The organism is Vibrio sp. V12_P9A6T4 (assembly GCF_963874835.1).
In the GTDB taxonomy this organism is placed as follows: Bacteria; Pseudomonadota; Gammaproteobacteria; order Enterobacterales; family Vibrionaceae; genus Vibrio; species Vibrio anguillarum.
The window spans coordinates 63032-86829 of the sequence record NZ_CAWNJO010000030.1; the positions used below are offsets into that span (position 1 = coordinate 63032).

The window sequence follows — 23798 nt, forward strand, 5'->3', positions numbered from 1 at the left end:
TTATCAATATCTTCGATATGCAATACGGTGACGTAACATGGATGTGCGATTATTCAATCATTCTCATCATTTGAGAGCCTCTGTACTTTGTGGGTTAAGCTTACTGCTGACCGCTATTGCATTTTTCTTCGTCCTATTTAACGTTTTTTACACTTACAGCTACGGGCTAGCAGCATTAGAATTTGTCTTCATGTGTTACTCCTATTACGTTTACTTGATTGCAAAGCAACAAACACATTCAGCTACTCATATTCGTGTCTACGTTTATTTTCTAATCTTTATTATCAGCGCAGGGACTTTTATCCAGCCTTTAAGTAATGGTCTATTTTTATGGACCACGTTTTTCCCAGTACTTTTTTACCTATTGCTAGGGGTTAAGCATGGCCGCCTCGCTACGGGCATCGCACTCATTCCGCAACTGTTCAACATTTATTATCAAGCCTTATGGAATGAAGCTTATGATCCAATCCCGTTGATGATCAATCTGCTTCTTTGCTACTGCGGAATTTGGACAGTGGCTCATATTTTTGAATCTAGCCGTAAAAAAACCGAAAACTCACTACGCTATCTTGCTTCTCGTGATGCGTTGACGGGCTCTCACAATCGTTTAGCACTCACTCATGCCTTCGCTCACTTTGTGCAAAATAAGGTAGATACCACTTTATGTCTTCTGGTGATTGACCTTGATTATTTTAAGCAAGTCAATGACACCCATGGGCATGATGCCGGTGATAAGGTGCTGATCGATACGGCGCAGGTAATGTCTCAAATTGTGGGCGACGATAACCTCTACCGTATCGGCGGGGAGGAGTTTTGTGTGACTTTGTTTAATAACAGTATCGCGCAAGCCGAACATGTGGGAGAAAAATTACGCGAAGCGATTAATCAACATTTGTACGCTTATGGCTCGAAGCGAATCCAACTGACCTTAAGTGTCGGTATTTGTGAATACCGTGAAGGTGACAAGTTGGATGTACTACTGAAATTAGCCGATGTTGAGCTTTATAAAGCGAAGAAAAATGGACGTAACCAAGTTCGTATTTGCCAAGTCAATGACAGCAAAAATGATGCGACACTTTGGGCTTCTCAGAGTTCTTGATCCTCTCCGACTTCATACACCACATTATAATTTTCAGTATAGGTACACTGTGGTTGACGGCTACACGTAAAGAATCGTCGGCCTTTGAATTCGCCTTGGCTGGCAATTTTTATCACCATTGGGCTGCCACATTTTTTACAAAAACGCACTTCTTTATCGGTTTCAATCAAATCGATATGTGCAGCCAGTAACCTTCTTAGTTTACTCACTTGATAGCTGTGTTTGATGTTCGCACCAATCAATGGAATGTTGGCAGACTTACACACATGCATCAGCAATTTTTCACGCTCTACCTTGCCTTTATGCAGTTCTTTTCCGTTATCCAACTCGATGATGACTCGCGGCTCTAAGGTTCTTGCATCACACACCACAAAATCAAAATAGTTTTTGGCGATTCGGTTATTGGCGATGAACCACTGCTTTTTATTCAAGTTCGCCGCTGGGGTAACCACGTTGGCCATTGAAACTTTAGCCAACACCACACCGTGTTCCCCTACTGCAGATTTCAGTGCGTTATGAAAGGCGCCTTCCGACATATTGAGTAACGCCCCTTTCTTCTTATAAGCGTAATCTTTGGTATCGTCGTGTTTGATCACGTACTTTTGGATAAAGACAAAAAACAGCACCAGCAGTGCAACAATGATAAAAATGTTGGTCATACGATAAAAACCATGTTGAAGTAATTAGCTAACTCGCTAATTAATAAACGAAGTACCGCCCAAAGGCCAGTTTATTACTATGGATTTGTTGAAGAGGGTGACCTAATCCACATGGCAGCAGGCTCTCTTGTAAGCTGAATCTAGAATGTGTACCAGAGTGTCATTCAGGTTGATAAGCTACGCCAATGAGTGAAATGTCGCAACTTGTGTTTTCTGTCAATGGACAATGACCAAACGAGAGGCTCATTAATGAGAGCCTTAGTAGGAAAAAGTAGAGAAGGAAAAAGCTCGCCGTAGCGAGCTTTTATTGCTTTAACGATTAATCCAGTCGAAGTAAGCGACCAGTTAAAGCCGGAACGATGATTGTCGTTGTACCGATTTGCGTGGCGATCGTCTCTTCAGTCATTAAATCCTTCAATTGAGTCGCAGCTTTTACGCTTCCCATATCAAGAGATAATCTCCGCTCCGCAGTGCTGGTGTTCAGCACATAGAGGATCTGCTCATCACCGTACACTTTGAGATCCGCGTACAAACTCTCGTCAATCCACACATTACGCCGCTCCCCTTTAGCCAGGGACGGGTATTGGCTGCGCAGTCGCATTAATTGACTGACGCTGTTTTTCAGCGCTTGCTGTTGTGGTGATAAGCTTGAACCATCTACTTTGCCACTAGAACGAGCAACGTGATCATCACACAAACCAACGGCAGCACAATTTTGTGTCACTTGCGCTGCAAAGTTTTCGACTTCATCCCCAATCTCTTCACCATAGTAAAGCGTGATTGGCCCAGAATAAGCAGCAAGAAAACTGAACGCGGCAAGATGTCGCGCATAATAATCGCCTAAATTACCTCGTTGGATCAGGTCACCAAAACGAACCAAATCATGATTACCTAACATTAGATTTGGCATGGCGTGATAAGGCGATTTCGCTCGGTTATTCCAACTGGCTTCTAGACTCAGAGCATTGCCGCTTGCGCCAGATTCTTCCACTGCTAATGCTTGCATCACACCATAGCGTAAAGGAAAGTTGAAGGCTGAGGAGAGCGCTGGGTTTGCATCACTGCTATACGCAGTTAGGGTAATGTCATCAGCCCCTTGCCACACTTCACCGACCATATAGCCTAATGTACCCCATGATTTCCCTGCATTGAGGTTATCTTGCGATGCTTGTTCAACCGCCGCGCGCAGCGAACGCCAACTCTTAAGCGGGACTTGATACGCTTGGTCTAAACGCCAGCCATCAATGCCAAACTCACGGATCCAGTAGCTGGCAACTTCAGTGAAAAATGCCTCACTCGCTTGGCTAGGATAAGTGACCAACTTGCCCGGATAACCACTTTCCCCGTCATGAAGCTGAGGCAACTTGCCGCTCGGTGACGCTTTCACGCCAACAGAGCTTGTGTGACCAAATACGCCATCCAATAACACGTACAGCCCTTTGTCATGCGCACGATCGATCAGCTCTTTTAGCTTAGCGTTGCTGCCAAAGTTAGGATCTACGTTGAAATAATCACACGCAAAATAGCCAGTAGCGTCAAGCTTATCATCGCCATTTTGACCCGCACAGGAATCAAATACTGGCGTTAACCACAACGCATTAACGTTCAAGCTAGCAATATAATCCAAGCTATTGATGATGCCTTGCAAATCACCACGGTGGTGCGAGTTGCCGTAACCAACGCCGTAATCAGCGTTTGAATCTCCATCAACAAAGGATTCCACCATCACTTGATAAATTCGCAAATCACAAGCGGGGTTATTGTCTTGATAACACGCGTAGTCAACACCCGTATCCACAACGCCAACCACCAGTTGCGATGTGTTGGATGCATCCAGTGTGAACTTCCAAACACCTTGCTCTGTTACGGTAAGCTTGATATTGCCATTTCCTGCATTTTCCAATGTCGCGGAACCGCTAGCTATATTAAAGCCACCAAAACCCAGGTTTAGTGTGCTCCAATCTTCAGAAGCAATTTTGAATTCATACACTCCGGGAGTCAGATAACCTTCAAACGTGTAGAGACCATTTTGCTGATAGGATAATGGATTTGAAACTCCCCAACCGTTCATCGAACCACGCACGTACACCGTGGTTGAACCATAAGGTGCAACATCAATTGGTGGCGCATCAATGCTTAAGCCAGCACCCTGCTCGCCCTGCTGCGGCATCACAAACACTGCCGCCGTTAAGGCTGGAACGGTAAAGCGGCCATTGTTAAACTGGCTCGATTTAACACGCACATCTTGTGCTGTGCGTAAAACAGGATGTAATTCAAAGCGCTGCGCATTCGGGATCACGACACTTTGCTCTGCGCTATTGGCGTTGATGGCGACAACGATGGCCTCAACGTTAGGGTCGAGATCCGCACCGGCTGAAACACCATCATTCACCGACATCACTATCATGCCAGGCTGAGCATTTGGCCCCGTATTATGGAAACGAACACGATTTAACACTTCTTGCTCAGAGATGAGCTTGAGCAACGGTGTTTGCGCACGAATCGCCAGCAAGGCTTTGAAGGCATTGTCTGTCCATGCGATATCTTGCGCGGAAGCTACCGTATTGGGGTTGGCTATCACACTTTGAATCGCACTCCAGTTGGCCTGATCTTTATCTGCTCTTGGCAAGCCGACATTCCAGTTGTTGGTCTGCTTGCTAAAGTCAACACGGTTGTACCAATCACCACTGTCGTAACTGTCGCGCGTCATCGATTTTGAGCGAAGTAGTTCTGACCCCATATGGAAAAAAGGAACACCTTGCCCAAGCATTACTGGCGCAAGACCAATGATCTGCATGCGCGCTCTATCCGCTGAGCTGGTTTCTGCTTTTGCTTTATATTGGTTGAAGTCCCACAGGGTTTGATTGTCGTGTTTAGAGACGTAGTTAATCGACTCTTGTGGGTCAAGTGTATAGGCCGCGCCTTGACCACCGTATTGGAAATCACGGCCAAGCAATGTCATGCCGCTGGCGGTTTGCAATGGATAGGCTTGTAAATTGCCAGCCATGCCATAGCGAATTAAGTCCATTTTCGATTTCAGCTCATCACTAAATCGATCACCTGCATTAGCAAAACCCGGTGTGGTTAATAACGCCTCACCGCTATCAAATGGACCACCGCCACGCACACCGTCACGTAAGCGGTCGTTATAAGTCCCTATCCCCGTTCCAGCCATTGGCCATTGCGTAGCATTTTCACCTCTGGCACCGTTGGCGACTTCACCAAAGTTCCAGCCTTCACCATAGAACCAAGTGTCAGGATCAACCGTTTTCGCCGCCTCATAAATCTTGAGCATGCTTGATTTCATAAGGTGTCCCATAAGATCGAAACGGAAACCGTCGATTTTGTAATCTTGCGCCCACATCGTGACGCTATCGGCCACCAGTTTCTCGAACATACGGTTTTCTGAAGCGGTATTGTCACAGCAGCTAGAATTTTCAACCGCACCTGTGATGGGGTTCAAGCGGTGGTAATAACCGGGCACGGTTTTATCCAGTACTGATTTGTCATACAAACCTGACGAGTAGGTATGGTTGTAGACCACATCTTGCACGACTCGAAAACCAAGCTGATGCAGTTTTTGCACCATTTGGCGGTACTCTTTCACCCGTGACACACCATCACTTTGCACCGCATAACTGCCTTCTGGCGCGCTGTAATGGAATGGATCATAACCCCAGTTGAAGCTGTCAAGCGGCCGCACATCCGCAAGTAATGCCTGTGCTTGCGGTGTATTCGGGTCGGTTTTTTCCAACAAAGAAAGTATAGTCGCGCTCATCGACGTGCCATCAGAACAGAGCGACGCTTGCGGGTTAATACCACACAGTTTTGCGACCGTATCATTAAGATCGACCCGCTTTTGCTCATCTTCTGGAATCGACGCTAAATCATAGCTTGGCAGTAAGTGAATGGTGGTTAAACCCGCTTGTTTTAAACTTTTCAGGTGCGCAACACTGTCACGTTCTTCTTCCAAGAAGGCAAGGTACTTACCGTTGTATTCCGCTGTTCCTTTGCTATCACTGTTGCTGAAGTCACGAATGTGTACTTCATAAAGAATGTTATCTTCAGGATGACTCAGTTCAGGAATAATTTGAGTATCCCAATCGTCCGGTTTTGACTCTGCTGCGGTTAAGTCCACCAATTGAGAATAAAGGCTGGATGTACTGAGCGACTGCGAATACGGGTCGGTCGTCATCATCCATTCAAGTTGCACCGTTTTAGGATGGTAGGCCTGCACGCGGTAACGATAGAAACTGTTTTTCAGCGAGCGCTCACCTTGATAGTGCCAAACTCCGGTGTTTGGATCTTCAACCATCGGCTGAGGAGAGGTACTGCGAAGGGTTTTATCTTGATCATACAGATACAACTCCACTTGCTGCGCGGTCGGAGCCCATAGCGCAAAATGCGCGCTATCACCGTCTATCCAAGCGCCAAGTTTCGCTTCATCGGCATCATCGCTGCCAGCCGTGTAAAGATTATCGACTATTCCTGGGATCTGTACTTTTGTTGCAACCAGTACTTTGCCTTCAGCATCTCTCGCTACTGTGAGTAGCTGCGTTTTCAACAGCGCTTTAGCTTGTTCGTTGCTCACATCCAATGTGAAGGCTGCTCGACCCGCTAAATGTGGGAAATGCGCATTATTTGTCACGCCTGACAAGGCTAATGGGTAATGAATGAATTGTTCAGGATGGGCGATATCACCATTGCCTTGTGCGCGGCTCCAAAGCTCATAGCTTGCCGCTTCGCTGTGATCGAACCACGCCAGTTGATTTACCGCAAGCCAATGTGCAGCTGCGCCCTCAATGGCAACTTGAATTTGCTCATTCGGAGAATAGTTCAACACCGCACTACCGTGGCGCGTATAAAGCGTATTGCCTTTGACAAAATCCAGCACTAAATCATCGCCGCCCAGCGCTTTATCATTGCCACTGTGCACAATAAAGTTCATGCAGTTGCCATGTTCTGCTTTAAGTGGAATGCGATATATCGCTCCATAAATCGGGTCGATTTCTGAGGCTAAGTAAGGATTTCCCCAATCCACGCCATTAAGCGCAGATTCAGAAACAGAATCACAGCTACCGTTGTTCCAAAGGTGTAGTCCCCATCCGTCATAATTATTGTCATCACGCAGGTAGTAAATAATCGCTTCTTGATAAGTTGGGGTCGGCTCGGTTGTCGAGTTATCCGCCTGTTTCGGTTGTGGATCAATGCTGTCGGGGATGCCATCACCGTCATCGTCGCTTGAGGCAAAATCCCCTAGCCCATCGTTATTGGTATCAAGGCTTTCTAAGCGATCTCGTGGGAATACATCCTGCGCGTTGCTCACACCGTCACCATCAATATCGTCATCTTCGCTATCGGCAATACCGTCACTATCAAGGTCAGCAGGAACGCTTGAAACATCATTGGCGTCCGTTTCTAAACGCGCTTCATCGGCGTTGCTCCACCCATCACCATCAATATCATCATCTTCGACATCCGCAATGCCATCGCCATCGAGATCGGCAGCAAAGCTTAAGGCGTCATAAGGGTCTGTCCCTAATCGCCATTCAGTTTCATCAGGCCAGCCATCGTTGTCATCGTCTAGGTCTGCGTGATCGCCAATGCCATCATTATCGGAGTCAATACTCTCTTGGATGTCGTAAGGAAAGTGGTCAATCAAATCGGCTACGCCATCTCTATCGCTATCAAAGCCAATAACAGGCTCACCATTTTCAAGCATCAGTGTTTTATCGCGAATATCGCTCTTTTCTCGCTGCGCTTTTTTGATCTCATCGCCAAACAGTTTACTGGCTTTTTTCAAGGTATTGGCCAATTCAGGCAAGCTGGAGTCATCGATAGTAGCAGGTAGCAGTTGCGCTAGCGCTTTAGCAGATTGAGCAACCAAGATGTGGTTATCGACATAATCCGCTTTGATATCCAGAGTTGGAATACGCAGCGCCTTTTTCAGCTCAGCCAACGCTTTACTCTCTCGCTTACCATTTTGCATCTGCACGCTGAGGTAAGTCGTAAAAGGGCTGATCACCGGATAATTTGCTGGCGCCATCATTAAATAATTGTGCGCCGCTTTGACGGTGGGAATATCTTGGTCAACGGTTTTTCCCTTGATAGCAGAAGCCATCAGATAATAATTTTTTACGTCACCACGCAGCCCCGCCACGTTAATTTTTACGATACCTTTTTGGTCGGTATACGCTTGAGGTTCGTTTTGTTCAAATTGACGATTGCCGTTCACATCCAGCCAAACTTGGGCATTGGTTAAATACCCATCCATGACTTGAACGTCTAACGAGTCATTACAACCCGCTAGCATACCAATTGAAGCAAACGCTAAAGTCATTCTCGTTAGGTTTGTTTTCATTGTTGTAATCCGTTTTATAACGTTAGTGCTCGTCCTGCTCTCACTGCTGGCAGAAAACCTATAAATCAGTAGACATATGCCTATATCTACCTAAGCTAACGTTATAATTTTGACACCGCCAATTACCTCCCCCTTGCCATTTTGCTCTCAGGGCGTAGAGCCAAGGGAGGAGAAGAAAAACACAGAGTTCACTCACGCTCAGGGTAAATGAGATGAAAGGAAAGCAGAGAGAGCAAGATAAAAACGTGATCGGAAAGACAAAGCGTAGAATGAGGAATGATAAAGTGTGAAAGAATATTACATTTTGACCAATCTAATAGAGTTTGATCTTCCTCCCATCTCTCCTTACTCATTGCTCGCTATTCGCGCCGCTGAGCTTAACGTTCAGAATTGTGGTAAAACAAAAAGAGCCTCAAATGAGACTCTCCTTAATTGGTCGCAGACTGACCGCTATACCCAAACAACTCTAAGTGGGAAGAGTATAAAGGTTAAGCAAATACATATTTATCCATCAGGGTGACCATTTTGCCAATTTCGGGTTTGGTCAAGGTATCATCAGCACCCAGTGCTAAGGCTTTTGCTCGGTTATCATCACTCATGATCGAGGAGAACATCACTATCGGCGTTGTTTTATAAGTTTCGCTGTCACGCAAGCGCTTCAACAAGTGCATACCATCCATGCGCGGCATTTCTACATCCGTTACGATCGCATTCACTAACTCTGTCACGGGTACGTTTTCGGACTTGGCTACTTTTTCAATTTCCATCAATTTCTCATAGGCTTCACCACCGTCTTTACACGCAATAATGTTGTAGCCTGCAGAGCTTAATGTGTCTTGTATTAAACTGCGGATAAACGCCGAATCATCCACCACCATGATGGTTTTCGCATTACGTTTGCTGATCATTTTTTGGTTGAGGTCGACCGATCTGTCCACCGTGACATCGTATTTTTCCATACTCAATTCAGGGTTGATGTCAGCGATGATTTTCTCAAAATCCAAAATCATGATCAGGTTGCCGTCTTTGCGAACAACCGCCACGACGCAATCTTGCTCACCCGCTTCTAAAAACTGACTCGGCGATTCAACGTCGTTCCAAGAAATACGGTGAATACGACTAATGCTGTCAATCAAAAAGCCATTGGTCATGCGGTTAAAATCCGTCACGATAACAAACTTTCGATCAAGGCTTGGATTAGTAGGCACACCAAGCCAACCGGCAAGATCAACTAACGGAGTCAGTACATCACGTGACGAAAATACACCGATCATATGCGGCTGAGCATTGGGATAATCGGTGGTATCAGGAACTTGTATCACTTCCCTAACTTTCGCAACGTTAATGCCGTAATAGCAGGTTTTCGTGCGTCCATCTGGCAGTACCTTTTCTAAATGGAACTCAATAATCTCAAGTTCGTTGGTACCACTCTCTGTCAAAATTGTACTACTTGGGTTGCTCATACTGGTCACTAATCTTAAGAATGGTTATTGGTATTTGTTTAATATGGCTTGATATCGATTAACACCGTCTTCATTAACCGTGTTCTTTACTTTATCAATACCCATTTGTAAATCGTCTAATAGTGTTTGGTCTATATTTTTATTAAAAGCATAGTAAAGTAATCCCTGCTTTAACACATAAAGTGTTTCAAATTGATCGGGGGCATATCCTGCTTGTTTTATCCACCAATGGGCTGACCGTTCATCGTATGCAATCAAATCAATACGCTTTTTCACTAACTGCTCTGCCAACATAGTGACATCCGTTGCTTCTTGCATTGAGTCTCTCGGAACACCATATTGCAATAGCATTTGTTCGCCGACGTCATCTTTTATCACCCCGATCTTATAGGAGGTAATTTCTAAAGGTTCCCCAAGTTTGATATTACTGCCTTTACGTGCAATTACCGAAACTTTGATGTCATCAATTGGGCCTACCCAATGAAATAATTCCTCTCTGTGTGACGTCCTTGTTGTCGAGAAAAGTACTCCGTCTTTTTTCAAAATGGTAGAGCGATAAGAACGAGCCCACGGTTGCAATACGATCTGGCTCAATAATACGTCATGTCCTGAGAATTTAGCGGCTTCTTGAAGTAAATCAACCGAAATTCCAGTGATTTTGCCCTGATTCATAAAATTAAAAGGGGGATAGGCCTCTGTATAATACGTTAGTGTTTCAAGACTAGCGGGATAAGCAGGTGATGATGCCAACACACTGATTAGCCACATAGGTAGAATAGTACGCAGATATTTGATTACGTTCATCCTCTCTCCTACATGATGTTATCTGCCTTTTGTCCTTAAACTTTAGATGGGGTTTGAAACGCCGTCTAGTTGATCGCAAGCATTCATCATCAACAATACGAACGACGTGATTAAATAGCATTAAATTTCATGCGGTTAACCCATTAAATCTCTCGGCCTAACGCACAACTTTTTTATAGCAACGCTCCGGGCGACCAACCGTGCCGTAATTTAAGTCGGCGGTTAGCTCACCACTGCTGATTAAATATTCCAGATAACGCCTTGCCGTGGTTCGACTTGCGCCAATTTTTTCTCCCGCTTCGTCCGCGGTCAAACTGCATGGTGTATTAAAAAGATGGCGTATTTTGTCTAGCGTAACCCCATCAATTCCTTTGGGAAGACGCAGATGAGTGGGAAGCTCACTGGTATTGGCTGTCAACATTTTATCAACTACGTTTTGGTCAACATCAGCCACGGAGCCCAGCTCTAATTGTTGGGTTTGGTATTTCTTCAATGCCGATTCAAGACGGGGAAACATGACTGGCTTGAGCAAGTAATCAACTACGCCACCACGCATTGCCTGTTGTAGCGTTTCAACATCGCGCGCTGCAGTAATCAAAATTACATCACAGCCTTGGTTATTGCCTCGAACTTTCTGTAAGAGATCGAGCCCCGTACCATCCGGTAGATAAACATCCAGCAATACTAAATCGGGTTTGAGGATATCTAACTGCAATTGGGCATCGGCGTGAGTCGTTGCAATGCCAATGACTTCAAATCCCTCAATTTGTGTCAGGTAACGATGATGTAATTGCGCAATCGCGATATCATCTTCAATGATCATGACACGGGTATTCATACTTGTTCTTCCTTAGGCAGATAAACCGTAACTCTTGTTCCAACATCTTGATTACTTTTCATTTCTAGCTGCCCTTGATAGCGATCAGCTAACTGTTTTACCAGGTGTAAACCCACACCTCGGTTATGTTTTGCTTTGCTAGAGACTCCCTTTTGCCATAATTGCTGTGGCGACATTTGTTCGGGTAAACCACACCCTTTATCATCCACTTCAAGAATAATTTCGGCACCATAATCACTGAGTGACACTTCAATGATGCGTCGTTCTTGTGTCACCCGTTGTTCATTGCGGATCATCGTGAGTGTCGCATCAAATGCATTGTCAATCAGGTTACCCAAGATAGTGACGATATCTTCGGCATTGATACGCTGCGGCAAAGGTTCTAGACGCGATCCCTCTTCAACGACTAACTCCAAACCAAGTTCACGAGCCCGCTCAGTTTTACCCAGCAGCATTCCGGCAATGAGTGGATCTCTAACTGTCTCGCGTAGAAATTCAATGAGCGATTGGTAATGAGCCGTTTCTTGGCCGATTAAATGCTGAACCGCTTCCAGCTCTCCCATCTGTACAAGCCCACTGATGGTGTTGAGTTTGTTGCGATGTTCGTGAGTTTGAGAGCGCAGCATTTCAGCATACTCTTTGGTTTGGGAGAGTTGCTCAGTTAACTCGTTGATTTCATCTCGGAGGCGGAAGCTGGACACCGCCCCAACCACTTTACCGTCAACAATAATCGGACTTCGATTGGCGATCAGACGTTGTTGATTGAGGTACAGCTCGATGTCGTGATCAGGCGTGCCACTTTCAATAACACTCATGAGATCACTTTCAGGCAGAAACAGAGAAAGTGGTTGATTCAGCGCTTTCTCTCGGTTAATCGCCAAAATCTCACACGCACTTTTATTAATGGAACGAAGAATACCCGCCTCATCAATACTTAAAATTCCTTCTTTTAAGGTACTCATGGTGACATCGAGTTCGACATACAATCGGCCAATCTCTTCTGGTTCAAAACCGAGTATCGCTTTCTGAAAACGGCGTGAGGCGTAGCTGGAAAGTACAGCATTCGCCAGCACTACCAGTAGTGCCATCCCAATTAGGTAGATAAGAAAAGGTTCGATTTTATCTTGTAGTCGTTCTATTAAGTAACCAACTGACACCACACCAACGATCTGTCCTTGGGCATTTTTTACCGCCGATTTTCCACGCACGGATTTACCCAATGAACCCTGAGCAAAAGAAACGTATGACTCACCATGTAGCAAAGCTTGATCGTTATCTCCCCCTTTCATGGGAAGACCAATTCGTTCATCAACAGGATGGACTAAGCGGATCCCATATTGATCGCCGATAACAATGAAGGTTGCACCGATTAATTTTGTTAACTCTCGATAACGCTGTTGGTGATCCACCCCACTACCAGATTCAAGCATATCGACCACTGATGGAGTTTGTGCAAGAAATGAAGCAACCCCCAAAGCCTTTAGGCCCATCTCTTCTTCTTGAGAATGTTTGATGTACACAAAACCAGCGGCAACTAACAGCAGTAATTCAATCAACCCTGAAAGGGTCATTATGATCAGCATACGCTTACGAAAACTGATACTACTCCACACCATAAATCCCTCTTTAACTCTGCATACAAGCTAACACTTATTTAACATTTGAGCGAAGAGAGAAACGAATAACTGTGAACAATACTACGCATTCCACGCACCATTTTGGTTCGTTTTATTGCAATCTATTTCGAAGACTTGCCAAGCAGAATATGCACAAGGTTTTATAAAAAATTATCATGGTTATTTCGTGATCTATATCACACCTATTTTAGAAAAATTTTATCTTATAATGCCAAAGCATTTGTATACTAATTGTGCAGTGAAGAAGATGATGAGGAAACCTCACAAAAAGATAGCCCTATAATAACCATACCAATTGCTATCGATTCCATTCATAACATTGTCAGAAGGACACTTACAATGAAACGCGATGCCTTTGGAATTTGCCTTTCCCGAGATATGCTGTTTAACCATTTACAGTCAACCTTTACTCATGTTCGGGCTTATGAAGAAATAGCGACTGAGTCAAATGATGACCTGAGAGTGCTGCTCGCTTTCCCGCAGATGTCGGGTAAGGACGTACTGACCACGATGCAAGGCAGTACAAACGTGAGAGGTAGCAAAAAATTGGTTTGGCGGGCCGATTATCTCTGCCCTTCTTACCATAAGTATTAAATTTAAATATTGAATTTTGGTGATATGCGCTTCATGCTAGCGCATATCACTTGCTGTTGTTTCGACATTTCAACCCATCGCACTGTTGACTTCCGCAGCAAAAAACTAGAGCATTAACTCTAATTACTATTACTCGAGCTTAGCATGAAAGCGAAAACACTCAGCCTATTCGTCTTTACTCTGCTTGGTGCAGCCCCTTCTTTCGCCGCGCCGATTTCCTTTCAACAAGCATGGGATCTTTTGCAACAGAGCAATAATTCACTTGCCGCTGGGCGAGCAAATGTCGAACGTTATCAGCATATTGAAAATTCCACAGACAGTCTTAATTTGCCTGCTGTTTCTATTGGTGCAAACTACACGCGTTTAGACCAAGATGTTACTTTGTCAGGAAAGCAGATATTCGATAGCACTGGGCAATCTGTCCCATCATCTTTGGGGCCAGATTTAGGACCGATACTGGCCAGTGCTGGCTCCATCACATCAACCATCACCGAACGAGATATTTTCAGCTCTTCGATTCGCGCTATTTGGCCCATTTTTACGGGCGGACGGATCAGCGCCGCACAAGCTGCTGCGGAAGGTAAGAAAGAAGAAGCGCAAAGCCAGCTCGCAATGGAAACACAAGCGCGCTATGAAGACTTGAGCAAATATTACTTTAGTGTTCTTTTGGCAAAAGAGGTTTTAGTGACTCGCCAAGCCGTTGAGCAAGGGTTAACCAAGCACCGTGATAATGCACTAAAGTTAGAGCAACAAGGGCAAATTGCCCATGTGGAACGGCTACAAGCTGAAGCCTCATTAGATAAAGCAACGGTTGAACGCAAAAAAGCACAAAAAACCTTAGATATTGCCCAAAGCGCACTAACCCAAATTCTAGGTCAAACAGAAAAAGTCGAGCCAAGTGGTTCACTGTTTGTCAATGACCGCTTACCGCCGCTCTCTGTTTTTGTGGAGCAAACGCTCAATACCTATCCGGGCTTGGCACTACTTGAAGCAAAAGAAAAGCAAGCAAGCAGCTTGATCAAAGCTGAAAAAGGCAAATACTATCCAGAAGTCTACCTTTACGGTGATTACAGCCTACATGAAGACGATTCGCTGGCCAGCCAAATGAAACCGGATTGGTTAGTGGGTGTTGGGGTCAACATTCCGTTAATTGAAACATCGGGTCGCAGCGATCAAGTCAAAGCAGCGCACAGCGCAGTCTCACAAGTACGTTACTTAAAGGCGCAAGCTAAGCAAGATTTGAGCGTGTTGGTGGAAAAAACCTATTTGGAAGCCGAACAAGCATTGGAAGAAGTGATGGGACTAAACTCAAGTCTCACACTGGCTAATGAAAACCTGAACCTACGCCAAAAGGCATTCAGTCAGGGTTTAGCAACGTCTTTAGATGTGGTGGATGCAGAGCTCTACCTTGCTAGTATAAAAACGCAACAGTCATTAGCCAGCTTCAACTACTTACTTTCTTTAAATAAGTTACTGGCATTGACCAGTGAAATGAATACTTTCCCTATCTACACACAATCAGCGATTTTGTTGCACTCATCAATGACTCACGAATCACCTGCTCAAAAGGATGCCCTATGAAAGCCGTAAAACCAACACTGATTGCTCTTGCTGCTGTGGTGGCGATCTCTTGGGTAGGCTATCGCTTTTACCAAGCATCTCAACCTAAACCTGTCCGCTTACAAGGTCAAATTGAATCTCAACAATACAGTATTTCCTCAAAAGTTCCCGGCCGTATTGATCAGGTACTGGTGCGCAAAGGCGATAGCATTGAACGTGGCCAGCTCATTTTCACGCTGCACAGCCCTGAAATTGAAGCTAAATTAGATCAAGCAATTGCGGGTCAAAAAGCGGCGGGCGCACTGGCTAAAGAAGCAGAAACAGGCGCACGCGATCAGCAGATCCAAGCGGCAAAAGATCAATGGCTTAAAGCCAAAGCCGCAGCGGATTTAATGGAAAAGACCTATTTGCGTGTCAATAATCTTTACCGTGATGGTGTCGTCGCTGAACAAAAGCGTGATGAAGCGAATACCCAATGGCAGGCCGCTAAATATACTGAAAGTGCCGCTTTTCAGATGTATCAAATGACCAAAGAAGGCGCACGCTCTGAAACTAAACTCGCTGCCGCGGAAAAAGAACGTATGGCTGCTGGTGCCGTAGCGGAAGTTGAAGCTTATGCCGCGGACACTAAAATTGAGAGTTGGTTTGACGGTGAAGTGTCCCAAGTACTGCTGCAAAGCGGCGAGCTGGCTCCACAGGGCTTCCCTGTCGTTACTGTCGTGGATACCCAAGACTCATGGGCGGTGCTCAACGTACGCGAAGATCAACTCAAGCATTTTACGAAAGGCACAACATTTACGGCTTACTTACCTGCTTTAGAAGCCAAAGTAGAATTTATCGTTTCCCACATCGCAGTGATGGGTGATTTCGCCACATGGCGATCAACAGACGCCTCACAAGGGTTTGATTTACGCACCTTTGAAATCGAAGCTCGCCCTACCACACCTGTCGAAGGTTTGCGTATGGGAATGAGCTTAGTGGTTGAGCTATAAGCCTTATGTCGATTCAGGTTCGCCCTCAATGGCCTCTGCTGCGCCATGATCCTTGGCTATTGTCTAGCCTAAGCTGGATACCAATAGTATTGGCATTCAGTATTTGGTGGATTTTCTCACAAGGGATAGTGCGCGATCTGCCGATTGGCGTGGTCGATTTGTCTCACAGCCAATTGTCACGTCAATTGATAAGAGATTTCGATGCAACCTCGACCATGGCAGTCACGCACCAGTTCCAAGATGTCAATCAAGCCAAAACTGCGTTAATTGAAAGTGACATTTATGCGTACGTTGTCATTCCGTATCAATTTGATAAATCAATATTTCGTGGTGAGCAGCCACAAGTATCGACCTTCTTCAATAGCCAATACATTTTGGTTGGACGATTGATCAACTCTGCTATTGTTCAAGCACAAAGTACGTTCAATGCCCAAGTGGATGTCGTAAAAAACCTAGCGACTAGCCAACAAACCACATTGAGTGCGATGGGGCGAGCCGTACCAATCAGGACACAGATTACGCCCCTGTTTAATCTCAATACAAACTATGCGCAATTTTTAGTCTCGGCGGTTATACCCGCTCTTTGGCAAATCGTGGTCGTGGTCAGTACCATTATGATTTTGGCAGCAAACCATCGTCACTTTGGTTTGCAAACGTGGCTTGGAGAAAAGCCATTACGAATTTTAACGCTAACATTGATGCGTTATCTGCCGATTTTTATGTTGCAAGGGATTGGTTTTTTAATCTGGTTTTATCAAATATTAATGTGGCCAATGCACGGCAGTTTTGCTCTATTGATTATCGCACAACTTGCAATGACGCTCGCCTGTATGATCATGGGCGCACTCTTTTTCTTTCTAACACTCGATCCGGCAAGAGCGATGAGTTTTGCTGGCGCTTTTACCGCACCAAGTTTTGCGTTTATGGGCATTACGTTCCCAGTGACGGATATGAATACTCTAGCGCAGTGGTGGCGAAGCCTGCTACCAGTGAGTCACTACATTGAAGTGCAAGTAAGCCAAGTGAGTTATAACGCTGAATTGCTGTCATCACTTAAGTATTTAGTGCCAATGCTGGGCTATGCATTGCCGCTGCTGCTCACTTTGATTCTTATCCGTAAACACAAGCAAGCCGAGCGAATCAACCATGACTGAAACTACGCGATTCATTGCTCTACTTAAAGCAGAGCTAAAAGCGCTATTCACTAACCCTGTGGTGCTGTTGACTGTCTTTGGTGGCGTGGTTTTTTACTCCTTTTTATACCCTTTGCCTTATACGCAGCAAACTCCACGCGAGCAGACACTCTCGATTGTCAATCTCGATAAAAGCCAAGCCAGTTACCAACTAGAACGCATGGTTGACGCAACGCCACAAGTCAAAGTGATTCAACGAGACAGTACCATTGAAGATGCCAAGCAGGCTTTTCTTAACCGCAAAGTTAGCGGTATTTTAGTGATTCCTGAACATTTTTATAAAGACCTACTGCTTGGGAAAAGCCCAACACTGGCCTACGCTGGCGATGCCTCTTACTTTCTAGTGTACGGCACCATCGTTGAGGGCTTATCGCAAGCTGGCGGAACCTTAGCTGCGAAAAGTAAAGTGTCACGTTTAGTGATGGAAGGAGAACCGCTTTCTCTGGCCGCTCAGCACTATTCCGCCACAAGCATCAACTTAAAACCGACCTTTAACCCACGCATGGGTTATGTTGATTACGTTGTCCCAGCGGTGTTTGTTTTGATCTTACAACAAACCATGATCATGGCGGCAGGATTAATGGGCGGAACACAAAAGTACGGAAATGGCTACTGGAGCCATACCACACTGCTACGATTAATATTGGTACGCAGCATTGTCCTTGTTGCTGTTTATTATCTACTCAGCATGTACTACTTTGGTGCCAGTTTTACCTCACATGGTGTCAACACCCTCGCCAGTGCGGGGCATTTATTGCTACTTCTACTGCCTTTCTTACTGGCCTCTTGCCTATGCGGCATTTGGCTTGGTTCAGTTACACCGCGGCGAGAATTGGTGACGTTAGTGGTATTAATCAGCTCAATGCCACTGATTTTTTCAGCTGGTTTTATTTGGCCTTTAGAAGCAATTCCACGCCCTATCATTTGGATCTCCAACCTCTTTCCCAGTACGCCTGCCATTCAGGGATTTCTTAGTTTGAACCAAATGGGCGCATCATGGGATCAAATCAGCACTCAGTGGGGGATCTTGTGGGTGCAAGTGTTTGGTTGGGGAGCCCTTGCCTTTTACCAACTCCAGCGGAAGCGTTAATTAATCATTCCTGCCACTGCTGACGCATACGCTCAACAGTGGCATCATCGATACCATGAACATTCTGGTACTGCGCACGGCAAACATTAATCACTAAGGTTGCATGGTAACGTTTAGCCAACTGCCGGTAAGCTCGCATCTCCCACTGTCGAACAAAAGTATTTGCCACAACAACGTCCTCACCTTGCGCTAAACAGCGCTCCACTTGCTGTTGACACCACCGATGAGCTTGCTCGATTTTATCTGGCTGATAGCAATAGTTGCCTTTCTCATTGATAAAATACATATCCGCTTCAAAATGCTTTGCATGTAGCGTCCTTGCTAAGGTGCTTTTGCCTGAGCCGGGTAATCCCCTGATCAAAGTTAAGGTTAGCGCCATGTGTATCCAACAGGTAAGTAAACGGATATCCAATAGTAACCAATTTCACAGCAAGATTCATTTTGCTATCGACATCTGGTTTTGATTGAGTTAAGTTCGGCAGTATAGACGTCCAAAAATAGCTTAGGGAGAAAGCTGTGCCGATTAAGATCCCCGACCAACTGCCTGCCGGTGATGTACTGCGTCATGAGAACATTTTCGTGATGTCAGAAACACGTGCCGCCACACAGGGCATCCGTCCACTGAAAGTTTTGATTTTGAATTTAATGCCGAAGAAAATCGAAACCGAGACTCAGTTTTTGCGCCTGTTATCCAATACTCCGCTGCAAGTGGATATTGAATTACTGAGAATTGATGAGCGCCCAAGTAAAAATACCCCCACTGAGCATTTGGAGAACTTTTACCGTCAATTTGAGATGGTAAAAAATCGCAACTTCGACGGGCTCATCATCACCGGAGCACCTTTGGGGTTGGTTCAATTTGAAGATGTGATTTATTGGGAACACTTAAAAAGCGTGATGGAATGGGCTAAAAATCACGTCACTTCCACACTCTACGTTTGCTGGGCAGCGCAAGCGGGGCTAAAACTGCTCTACAATCTACCCAAACGAACTCGCAAAGAAAAATTATCGGGCGTTTATCATCATGAAATCCACCATCCCTTTCATCCGATATTACGCGGCTTTGACGACACCTTTTTAGCGCCCCATTCTCGTTATGCTGATTTCTCACCAGAATACTTAGCCGAACATACGAATTTAGATATTCTCGCCACCTCTGATGTTGCGGGTGTGTACTTAGCCTCAACCAAAGACAAACGTAACGTGTTTGTCACAGGTCACCCTGAGTACGACGCACATACACTGCATGGTGAATATATTCGAGATTTAGGTGAAGGGATGGAACCCGCAATCCCAGTCAACTACTACCCCAATGATAATCCAGATAATAAACCAGTCGCCAGTTGGCGAAGCCACGGTCACTTGCTGTTTGCAAACTGGTTAAACTACTGTGTTTACCAACAAACACCTTACGACCTTGAACACTTTAGCGAAGATAAATTTACCAAAGACGATTAGTGTTTCATGCCTGATCATCTCAGTAATGAGGTGTTCAGGTTTTCATCAAACATAGTGCATACTGACTCGCATTCTTCTCTGCTCTTTCCCCCTCGATCTTCTGATTTCCTTATCATGCGTCTAAGCGATTTAGGAGCTGCAGATAATGAAAAAAGTACTGATGATATTGATAATGTTCACGTTATCGGCCTGTGTCACCGTGAACGAAAAAGGTGAGCCTGAAGTAAAAGCGGATCCGGTTGAAATGGCCGAATCTCGCATTGCGCTCGGCCTAGGCTATTTAGAAAATGGCAACATGAGCAAAGCGCGTGAGAACCTAGAAAAAGCCACACAACATGCGCCAACTTACTATCGATCGCAACTTGCGATGGCTCACTACTACGAAACTGTCGGTGAAACAGAGGCCGCACGTAAAACCTATCAAACCGCGCTTCGCGCCCATCCCAAAAATGGCAATATTCTCAATAACTACGGCACATTTTTGTGCAAGCAGGGCGAATATCAAAAAGCCGATGAATATTTTAACCGCGCCATTGCTCAACCCTATTATTACCTTGTCCCTGCAAGCTATGAGAACGCAGCCTTTTGCGCGTTAAAATCTGGCGATAAAGAACAAGCGCACTACTATTTTGCAAAAACATTAGACCATGACCCTAATCGAGCTCGTTCATTGCTGCAATTAGCTAAATTGGAAATTGACGCTCAACAATACACGCAAGCTCGCATCCGCTTGATGCAATTTAATCAGCGCTACGGTAACCAAAAAACATCGCTTCAATTATTGGTAGAGTTAGAGAAAAAGGCAGGAAATAAAGCGTTAGAGAAAAAATATCAAGCGGCGCTCGATACCTTTTCCTAACATCGTATTACTAGGGCAAGGGTTATTTGATATTGGTGGGTCTACCGTCTTTGCCACCAGTACGGTCACGATAGTGGATACGGCGAAGACGTCTGACTTTCTGAGCGCGCTGAATTTTTTGATATTCGCGATAGATAATACGAATAAAAAACCCAAGCCCAATCATCGCAAGCAAGGCAAACAGATAAGCGAAGGGCTGGCAGATCCATCCGGGTTGGCAAGGTAAATAAAGGTCAAAGTCCATACCTTACTCCTTCTATTGCTATCTCAACTCACTGACCAATATAGTCAATCAACGAAGTCAGCCTAGCACTTTGCCGCTAACCATTGTTTGCGTTGACTGTCATTTTGGAAACTCCATGCGATGAATCGACTCACTTTTTGCCCTTGTTGCATTTCAACAACCTTCACCACTGCAGCACCCACTTTATCTAACTGTTTTTGCATCCAACGTACATTCTCTTTTTTAGAGATCAATGTGGTGAACCACAGCACTTGCTGAGCGTAGTGTTGACTTTCAAAGGCCATGTTTTTAATAAAGGCAGCTTCACCACCGGGGCACCATAACTCAGCTTTTTGTCCACCAAAGTTGAGCGTGACCGCCTTACTTCTGTTAGCGTCTTGCCCCACAATTTCTTGACCTTTTTTGACTCGATTACGCTGTAAATTTTTCAACTTACGTTCGCTGCCTTGCTGCGCCTGTAGTTGTGATGCATGAAAAGGCGGGTTGCACGTGGTGAGATCGTAACGCTCATTTTCTTGGATAATCTGCTTAAAAATGTGTTTTGCATCGCTCTGCAAACGGCATTCAATACGTCCATTGAGTGAAGCGTTGCTATTAACCACCAGATTGGCGGATCTAATAGAGATAGGATCAATATCGCTACCAACATAGTGCCAGCCGTACTCTGCCACACCCACTATCGGATAAATACAGTTCGCTCCGACCCCAATATCAAGTGCTTGAACCTTTTCATGCTTGATTGCTGAGCACTCATCTAGCAGCAAATCGGCCACGCGATGAATATAATCAGCTCGACCGGGGATCGGCGGGCACAAATACCCAGCGGGAATATCCCAATGGGTCACATGATAATGATGTGCCAATAACGCTTTGTTGAGCATTTTCACCGCCATCGCATCGGAGAAATTGATGCTCGGTTCACCACTCGGGTTGCGAATAACAAAGGGCTTCAAAGCAGGCAGTGTATTAATCAGCGCGGGGAAATCGTATTGTCCTTGATGCTGATTACGAGGATGTAACCCCTGCTTTGCTTTTAACGCAGGTTTTTTATGGCTCGCTTCAGGTTGGCTTTTCTGCGGCTTCGCTTTGGCTGACATTACTGCTCCTCTTTTAAATCGAGATACATCATAAATAATCGTGCATCAAACTCGAGCTGATGATAATTCGGTTCCATATGGCAACACAGTTGATAAAAAGCCTTGTTGTGCTCTTTCTCTTTGATGTGAGCCAGCTCATGTACCACTAGCATGCGCAACAGCGGCTCCGGTGCTTCTTTAAACATGCTCGCTATGCGGATCTCATTTTTAGATTTGATTTTCCCACCATGCACTTTGGCAACATAACTGTGCAACCCTAGTGCGTTATTGATAATGTGGATTTTATTGTCGTACACCACTTTACTGATCGGCGCCGTTTTCTTCATGTATTGATTTTTGAGATCAATCGCGTAGTTAAACAACGCTTTTTCACTTTGAATCGAATGGCGCTGTGGGTAACGTTGCTCAAACCAACTAACGAATTTACCGGCCGTGATCAACTGTTCAACTTGTGAAACGAGATGAGGCGGATAGTTTTGTATGTAACGAAAAGATGGATGCATAGCCCAGCAACTGACTCATAAAAAAGGCGCTAAGTGTAACTGAATCAAGCCTGCGTTTCATCTTTCCAATCACAAGGAGCAAGGCTTCGCATCCGAGAGAGTTGAAACTCAGCGCCTCGGTGGGTAAACTTGCCGCCCTTTATGTTCGGTTAATGAGTGAATTGGATGAAACGTATTGTGCTCTACGTCAAAGATAAATGCCCGCACTGTAAAGATGCTCAGCGCTATCTTGACGCCAAACAGATCCCCTACCGCTTATGTAACGCAAAAATGCAACGCGGCCGGAAGGAATTGGATGCGATCGGCGCGCGCAGTGTACCGGCTTTAAAAATTGGTGATCGAATTATGATTGGCTGGAACCCAAACAACTTTGAAAAAATCTATCAAAGTTAATCGAACGATACACATAGCCCCTTTCACACGTACTGTTTCACAAATTCAATAAAAGTACGGTCGGCATTAGACAAATAGCCCTCTTTGCGCCATGCGAGGGCTAAATCTAACCAGACTGGCGGTTCAAAAGGGATCGCTCGTACATCCGGTTCATGCTCCGTTACAAGCTCTAATAACGCAGTCACTGCGTACTCATGTTTGACAATACTTAAAATCATTGGCAACAGATTGGTTTCAAAAGAGAAATGTGCGCTGAGCTTATGCTCTTTACACACTTTATCAATGAAGTCGCGGTGGAAATAACCGGGCTTAAACATTACCAATTCATGCTCAAAAAAGGTCTTAAAATCTATCGATTCTCGTTGTGCTAACTCATGTTCTTTCCCCACTACCGCCACCATTTGCGATGATAAGAGGGGATCAACCTCTAAATCCGGAGGAAGATCATGATTGAGGATCACACCAATATCTAGCTCACCGCTGAGCAACATTTTTCTAATCGACTGAGTTCCCGCTTCTATCACCGTCATTTTTAGCAAGGGAAAGTGACTTTTAAAAGCCATTACAATTTCTGGAAAGAAATAGGATCCCATCATGCTCGGCGCGCCGAGCCTCACTTCACCTTTGACGAGCCCTTTAAGCTCATCCATCGCCAATTGTGCATCTTCAAGTTGCTGCAAAATACGAGTGGCGTGTTCATATAACACTTGCCCTTCATGGGTCAGCGTCACTTTTCGCTCATCTCTTTTTAGCAAAACAACCCCTAATTGCTGCTCAAATTTTTTAATCGAAATACTAAGCGCTGGCTGCGCAATGTGCAGTTGCTGGGCTGCTAAAGTAAAGCTGCCGCACTGAACCACAGCCGAAAAATGTTTTAGATGGCGAGTATCCATAGCTTTATGGTTCCACAGAATCAAACGAAGCGATATTCGTCCAACGAGGTTTGGATATATT

20 protein-coding genes are annotated in these 23798 nt (G+C 45.1%); 9 read left to right on the forward strand and 11 right to left on the reverse strand.

Annotated features, from left to right (window positions below; translation table 11 throughout):
• Positions 1-37 precede the first annotated feature (37 nt).
• Complete coding sequence (locus tag AACQ42_RS01700; RefSeq protein ID WP_017042981.1) at positions 38-1099, forward strand: GGDEF domain-containing protein; 1062 nt, start codon at positions 38-40, stop codon at positions 1097-1099.
• On the opposite strand, the gene AACQ42_RS01705 is transcribed toward AACQ42_RS01700, so the two are convergent.
• The 6 genes from AACQ42_RS01705 to AACQ42_RS01730 all read right to left on the reverse strand — a co-directional run bounded on the left by AACQ42_RS01705 (position 1087) and on the right by AACQ42_RS01730 (position 12840).
• On the reverse strand, positions 1087-1758 hold the full coding sequence (locus AACQ42_RS01705) for a DUF2726 domain-containing protein (RefSeq protein ID WP_013856668.1): 672 nt from the start codon (positions 1756-1758) through the stop codon (positions 1087-1089). The two genes, AACQ42_RS01700 and AACQ42_RS01705, sit on opposite strands and share 13 nt — an antisense overlap.
• A 319-nt stretch (positions 1759-2077) precedes the next feature.
• On the reverse strand, positions 2078-8119 hold the full coding sequence (pulA, locus tag AACQ42_RS01710; RefSeq protein ID WP_094165038.1) for a pullulanase-type alpha-1,6-glucosidase: 6042 nt from the start codon (positions 8117-8119) through the stop codon (positions 2078-2080).
• Positions 8120-8607: 488 nt separating this feature from the next.
• Positions 8608-9582, reverse strand: coding sequence for a chemotaxis protein (locus tag AACQ42_RS01715; RefSeq protein WP_026027355.1), 975 nt, complete (start codon positions 9580-9582; stop codon positions 8608-8610).
• Between the two features lie 24 nt (positions 9583-9606).
• Positions 9607-10386 (reverse strand): substrate-binding periplasmic protein, encoded by a 780-nt coding sequence (locus AACQ42_RS01720; RefSeq protein ID WP_013856665.1) that lies wholly within the window; start codon positions 10384-10386, stop codon positions 9607-9609.
• A 157-nt stretch (positions 10387-10543) separates the two neighbouring features.
• On the reverse strand, positions 10544-11224 hold the full coding sequence (locus AACQ42_RS01725) for a response regulator (protein WP_013856664.1): 681 nt from the start codon (positions 11222-11224) through the stop codon (positions 10544-10546).
• A complete protein-coding gene (locus tag AACQ42_RS01730; RefSeq protein WP_094165040.1) occupies positions 11221-12840 on the reverse strand; it encodes an ATP-binding protein in 1620 nt (539 codons plus the stop codon). Before AACQ42_RS01730 ends, AACQ42_RS01725 begins: the two co-directional genes overlap by 4 nt.
• A gap of 360 nt (positions 12841-13200) precedes the next feature.
• Between AACQ42_RS01730 and AACQ42_RS01735 the strand changes: the two genes are divergently transcribed.
• The 5 genes from AACQ42_RS01735 (at position 13201) to AACQ42_RS01755 (ending at position 18290) form a co-directional block, all read left to right on the forward strand.
• On the forward strand, positions 13201-13455 hold the full coding sequence (locus AACQ42_RS01735; protein WP_013856662.1) for a hypothetical protein: 255 nt from the start codon (positions 13201-13203) through the stop codon (positions 13453-13455).
• A gap of 144 nt (positions 13456-13599) precedes the next feature.
• Positions 13600-15036, forward strand: coding sequence for a TolC family protein (locus AACQ42_RS01740; RefSeq protein ID WP_094165042.1), 1437 nt, complete (start codon positions 13600-13602; stop codon positions 15034-15036).
• A complete protein-coding gene (locus AACQ42_RS01745; RefSeq protein WP_094165044.1) occupies positions 15033-16007 on the forward strand; it encodes an HlyD family secretion protein in 975 nt (324 codons plus the stop codon). Before AACQ42_RS01740 ends, AACQ42_RS01745 begins: the two co-directional genes overlap by 4 nt.
• Before the next feature lie 5 nt (positions 16008-16012).
• Positions 16013-17161, forward strand: a complete 1149-nt coding sequence (locus tag AACQ42_RS01750) for an ABC transporter permease (protein WP_069211970.1) — start codon at positions 16013-16015, stop codon at positions 17159-17161.
• A complete protein-coding gene (locus AACQ42_RS01755; RefSeq protein WP_094165045.1) occupies positions 17154-18290 on the forward strand; it encodes an ABC transporter permease in 1137 nt (378 codons plus the stop codon). The genes AACQ42_RS01750 and AACQ42_RS01755 overlap by 8 nt, the downstream gene beginning before the upstream one ends.
• A gap of 4 nt (positions 18291-18294) precedes the next feature.
• On the opposite strand, the gene AACQ42_RS01760 is transcribed toward AACQ42_RS01755, so the two are convergent.
• Entirely contained in the window at positions 18295-18669 is a 375-nt protein-coding gene (locus AACQ42_RS01760; protein ID WP_026028306.1) for an ATP-binding protein, read from the reverse strand.
• A 137-nt stretch (positions 18670-18806) separates the two neighbouring features.
• On the opposite strand from AACQ42_RS01760, the gene metA reads away from it, so the two are divergent.
• The gene (gene metA / locus AACQ42_RS01765; RefSeq protein ID WP_013856656.1) at positions 18807-19748 is read left to right on the forward strand and encodes a homoserine O-acetyltransferase MetA; all 942 of its coding nucleotides are present in this window, start codon (positions 18807-18809) and stop codon (positions 19746-19748) included.
• A gap of 145 nt (positions 19749-19893) precedes the next feature.
• A complete protein-coding gene (gene pilW / locus AACQ42_RS01770) occupies positions 19894-20607 on the forward strand; it encodes a type IV pilus biogenesis/stability protein PilW (protein ID WP_017049141.1) in 714 nt (237 codons plus the stop codon).
• A 22-nt stretch (positions 20608-20629) separates the two neighbouring features.
• Here the strand turns inward: pilW and AACQ42_RS01775 are convergent, their stop codons facing one another.
• The 3 genes from AACQ42_RS01775 to AACQ42_RS01785 all read right to left on the reverse strand — a co-directional run bounded on the left by AACQ42_RS01775 (position 20630) and on the right by AACQ42_RS01785 (position 22451).
• Positions 20630-20851 carry a hypothetical protein gene (locus AACQ42_RS01775; protein WP_017049140.1) on the reverse strand — a complete coding sequence of 74 codons (222 nt, stop codon included), beginning with the start codon at positions 20849-20851 and terminating at the stop codon, positions 20630-20632.
• Between the two features lie 62 nt (positions 20852-20913).
• Positions 20914-21948, reverse strand: a complete 1035-nt coding sequence (gene rlmF / locus AACQ42_RS01780) for a 23S rRNA (adenine(1618)-N(6))-methyltransferase RlmF (protein WP_094165047.1) — start codon at positions 21946-21948, stop codon at positions 20914-20916.
• Positions 21948-22451 carry a M48 metallopeptidase family protein gene (locus tag AACQ42_RS01785; RefSeq protein WP_010318598.1) on the reverse strand — a complete coding sequence of 168 codons (504 nt, stop codon included), beginning with the start codon at positions 22449-22451 and terminating at the stop codon, positions 21948-21950. Before AACQ42_RS01785 ends, rlmF begins: the two co-directional genes overlap by 1 nt.
• 165 nt (positions 22452-22616) lie before the next feature.
• On the opposite strand from AACQ42_RS01785, the gene AACQ42_RS01790 reads away from it, so the two are divergent.
• Positions 22617-22844 (forward strand): glutaredoxin family protein, encoded by a 228-nt coding sequence (locus AACQ42_RS01790; protein WP_010318599.1) that lies wholly within the window; start codon positions 22617-22619, stop codon positions 22842-22844.
• Between the two features lie 23 nt (positions 22845-22867).
• Here AACQ42_RS01790 and AACQ42_RS01795 read toward each other — a convergent pair whose 3' ends face one another.
• A complete protein-coding gene (locus AACQ42_RS01795) occupies positions 22868-23737 on the reverse strand; it encodes a LysR family transcriptional regulator (protein ID WP_026027359.1) in 870 nt (289 codons plus the stop codon).
• Positions 23738-23798: the final 61 nt, after the last annotated feature.

Bases quoted from the DNA above. Each gene is read 5' to 3' on its own strand.
- AACQ42_RS01705 (WP_013856668.1), bottom strand. From the start codon at position 1,758: ATGACCAACATTTTTATCATTGTTGCACTGCTGGTGCTGTTTTTTGTC.
- AACQ42_RS01725 (WP_013856664.1), bottom strand. From the start codon at position 11,224: ATGAATACCCGTGTCATGATCATTGAAGATGATATCGCGATTGCGCAA.
- AACQ42_RS01730 (WP_094165040.1), bottom strand. From the start codon at position 12,840: ATGGTGTGGAGTAGTATCAGTTTTCGTAAGCGTATGCTGATCATAATG.
- AACQ42_RS01755 (WP_094165045.1), top strand. From the start codon at position 17,154: ATGACTGAAACTACGCGATTCATTGCTCTACTTAAAGCAGAGCTAAAA.
- AACQ42_RS01760 (WP_026028306.1), bottom strand. From the start codon at position 18,669: ATGGCGCTAACCTTAACTTTGATCAGGGGATTACCCGGCTCAGGCAAA.
- AACQ42_RS01785 (WP_010318598.1), bottom strand. From the start codon at position 22,451: ATGCATCCATCTTTTCGTTACATACAAAACTATCCGCCTCATCTCGTT.
- AACQ42_RS01775 (WP_017049140.1), bottom strand. From the start codon at position 20,851: ATGGACTTTGACCTTTATTTACCTTGCCAACCCGGATGGATCTGCCAG.
- pilW (WP_017049141.1), top strand. From the start codon at position 19,894: ATGAAAAAAGTACTGATGATATTGATAATGTTCACGTTATCGGCCTGT.
- rlmF (WP_094165047.1), bottom strand. From the start codon at position 21,948: ATGTCAGCCAAAGCGAAGCCGCAGAAAAGCCAACCTGAAGCGAGCCAT.
- AACQ42_RS01720 (WP_013856665.1), bottom strand. From the start codon at position 10,386: ATGAACGTAATCAAATATCTGCGTACTATTCTACCTATGTGGCTAATC.
- AACQ42_RS01700 (WP_017042981.1), top strand. From the start codon at position 38: ATGGATGTGCGATTATTCAATCATTCTCATCATTTGAGAGCCTCTGTA.
- AACQ42_RS01745 (WP_094165044.1), top strand. From the start codon at position 15,033: ATGAAAGCCGTAAAACCAACACTGATTGCTCTTGCTGCTGTGGTGGCG.
- pulA (WP_094165038.1), bottom strand. From the start codon at position 8,119: ATGAAAACAAACCTAACGAGAATGACTTTAGCGTTTGCTTCAATTGGT.
- AACQ42_RS01735 (WP_013856662.1), top strand. From the start codon at position 13,201: ATGAAACGCGATGCCTTTGGAATTTGCCTTTCCCGAGATATGCTGTTT.
- AACQ42_RS01750 (WP_069211970.1), top strand. From the start codon at position 16,013: ATGTCGATTCAGGTTCGCCCTCAATGGCCTCTGCTGCGCCATGATCCT.
- AACQ42_RS01795 (WP_026027359.1), bottom strand. From the start codon at position 23,737: ATGGATACTCGCCATCTAAAACATTTTTCGGCTGTGGTTCAGTGCGGC.
- AACQ42_RS01715 (WP_026027355.1), bottom strand. From the start codon at position 9,582: ATGAGCAACCCAAGTAGTACAATTTTGACAGAGAGTGGTACCAACGAA.
- AACQ42_RS01790 (WP_010318599.1), top strand. From the start codon at position 22,617: ATGAAACGTATTGTGCTCTACGTCAAAGATAAATGCCCGCACTGTAAA.
- AACQ42_RS01740 (WP_094165042.1), top strand. From the start codon at position 13,600: ATGAAAGCGAAAACACTCAGCCTATTCGTCTTTACTCTGCTTGGTGCA.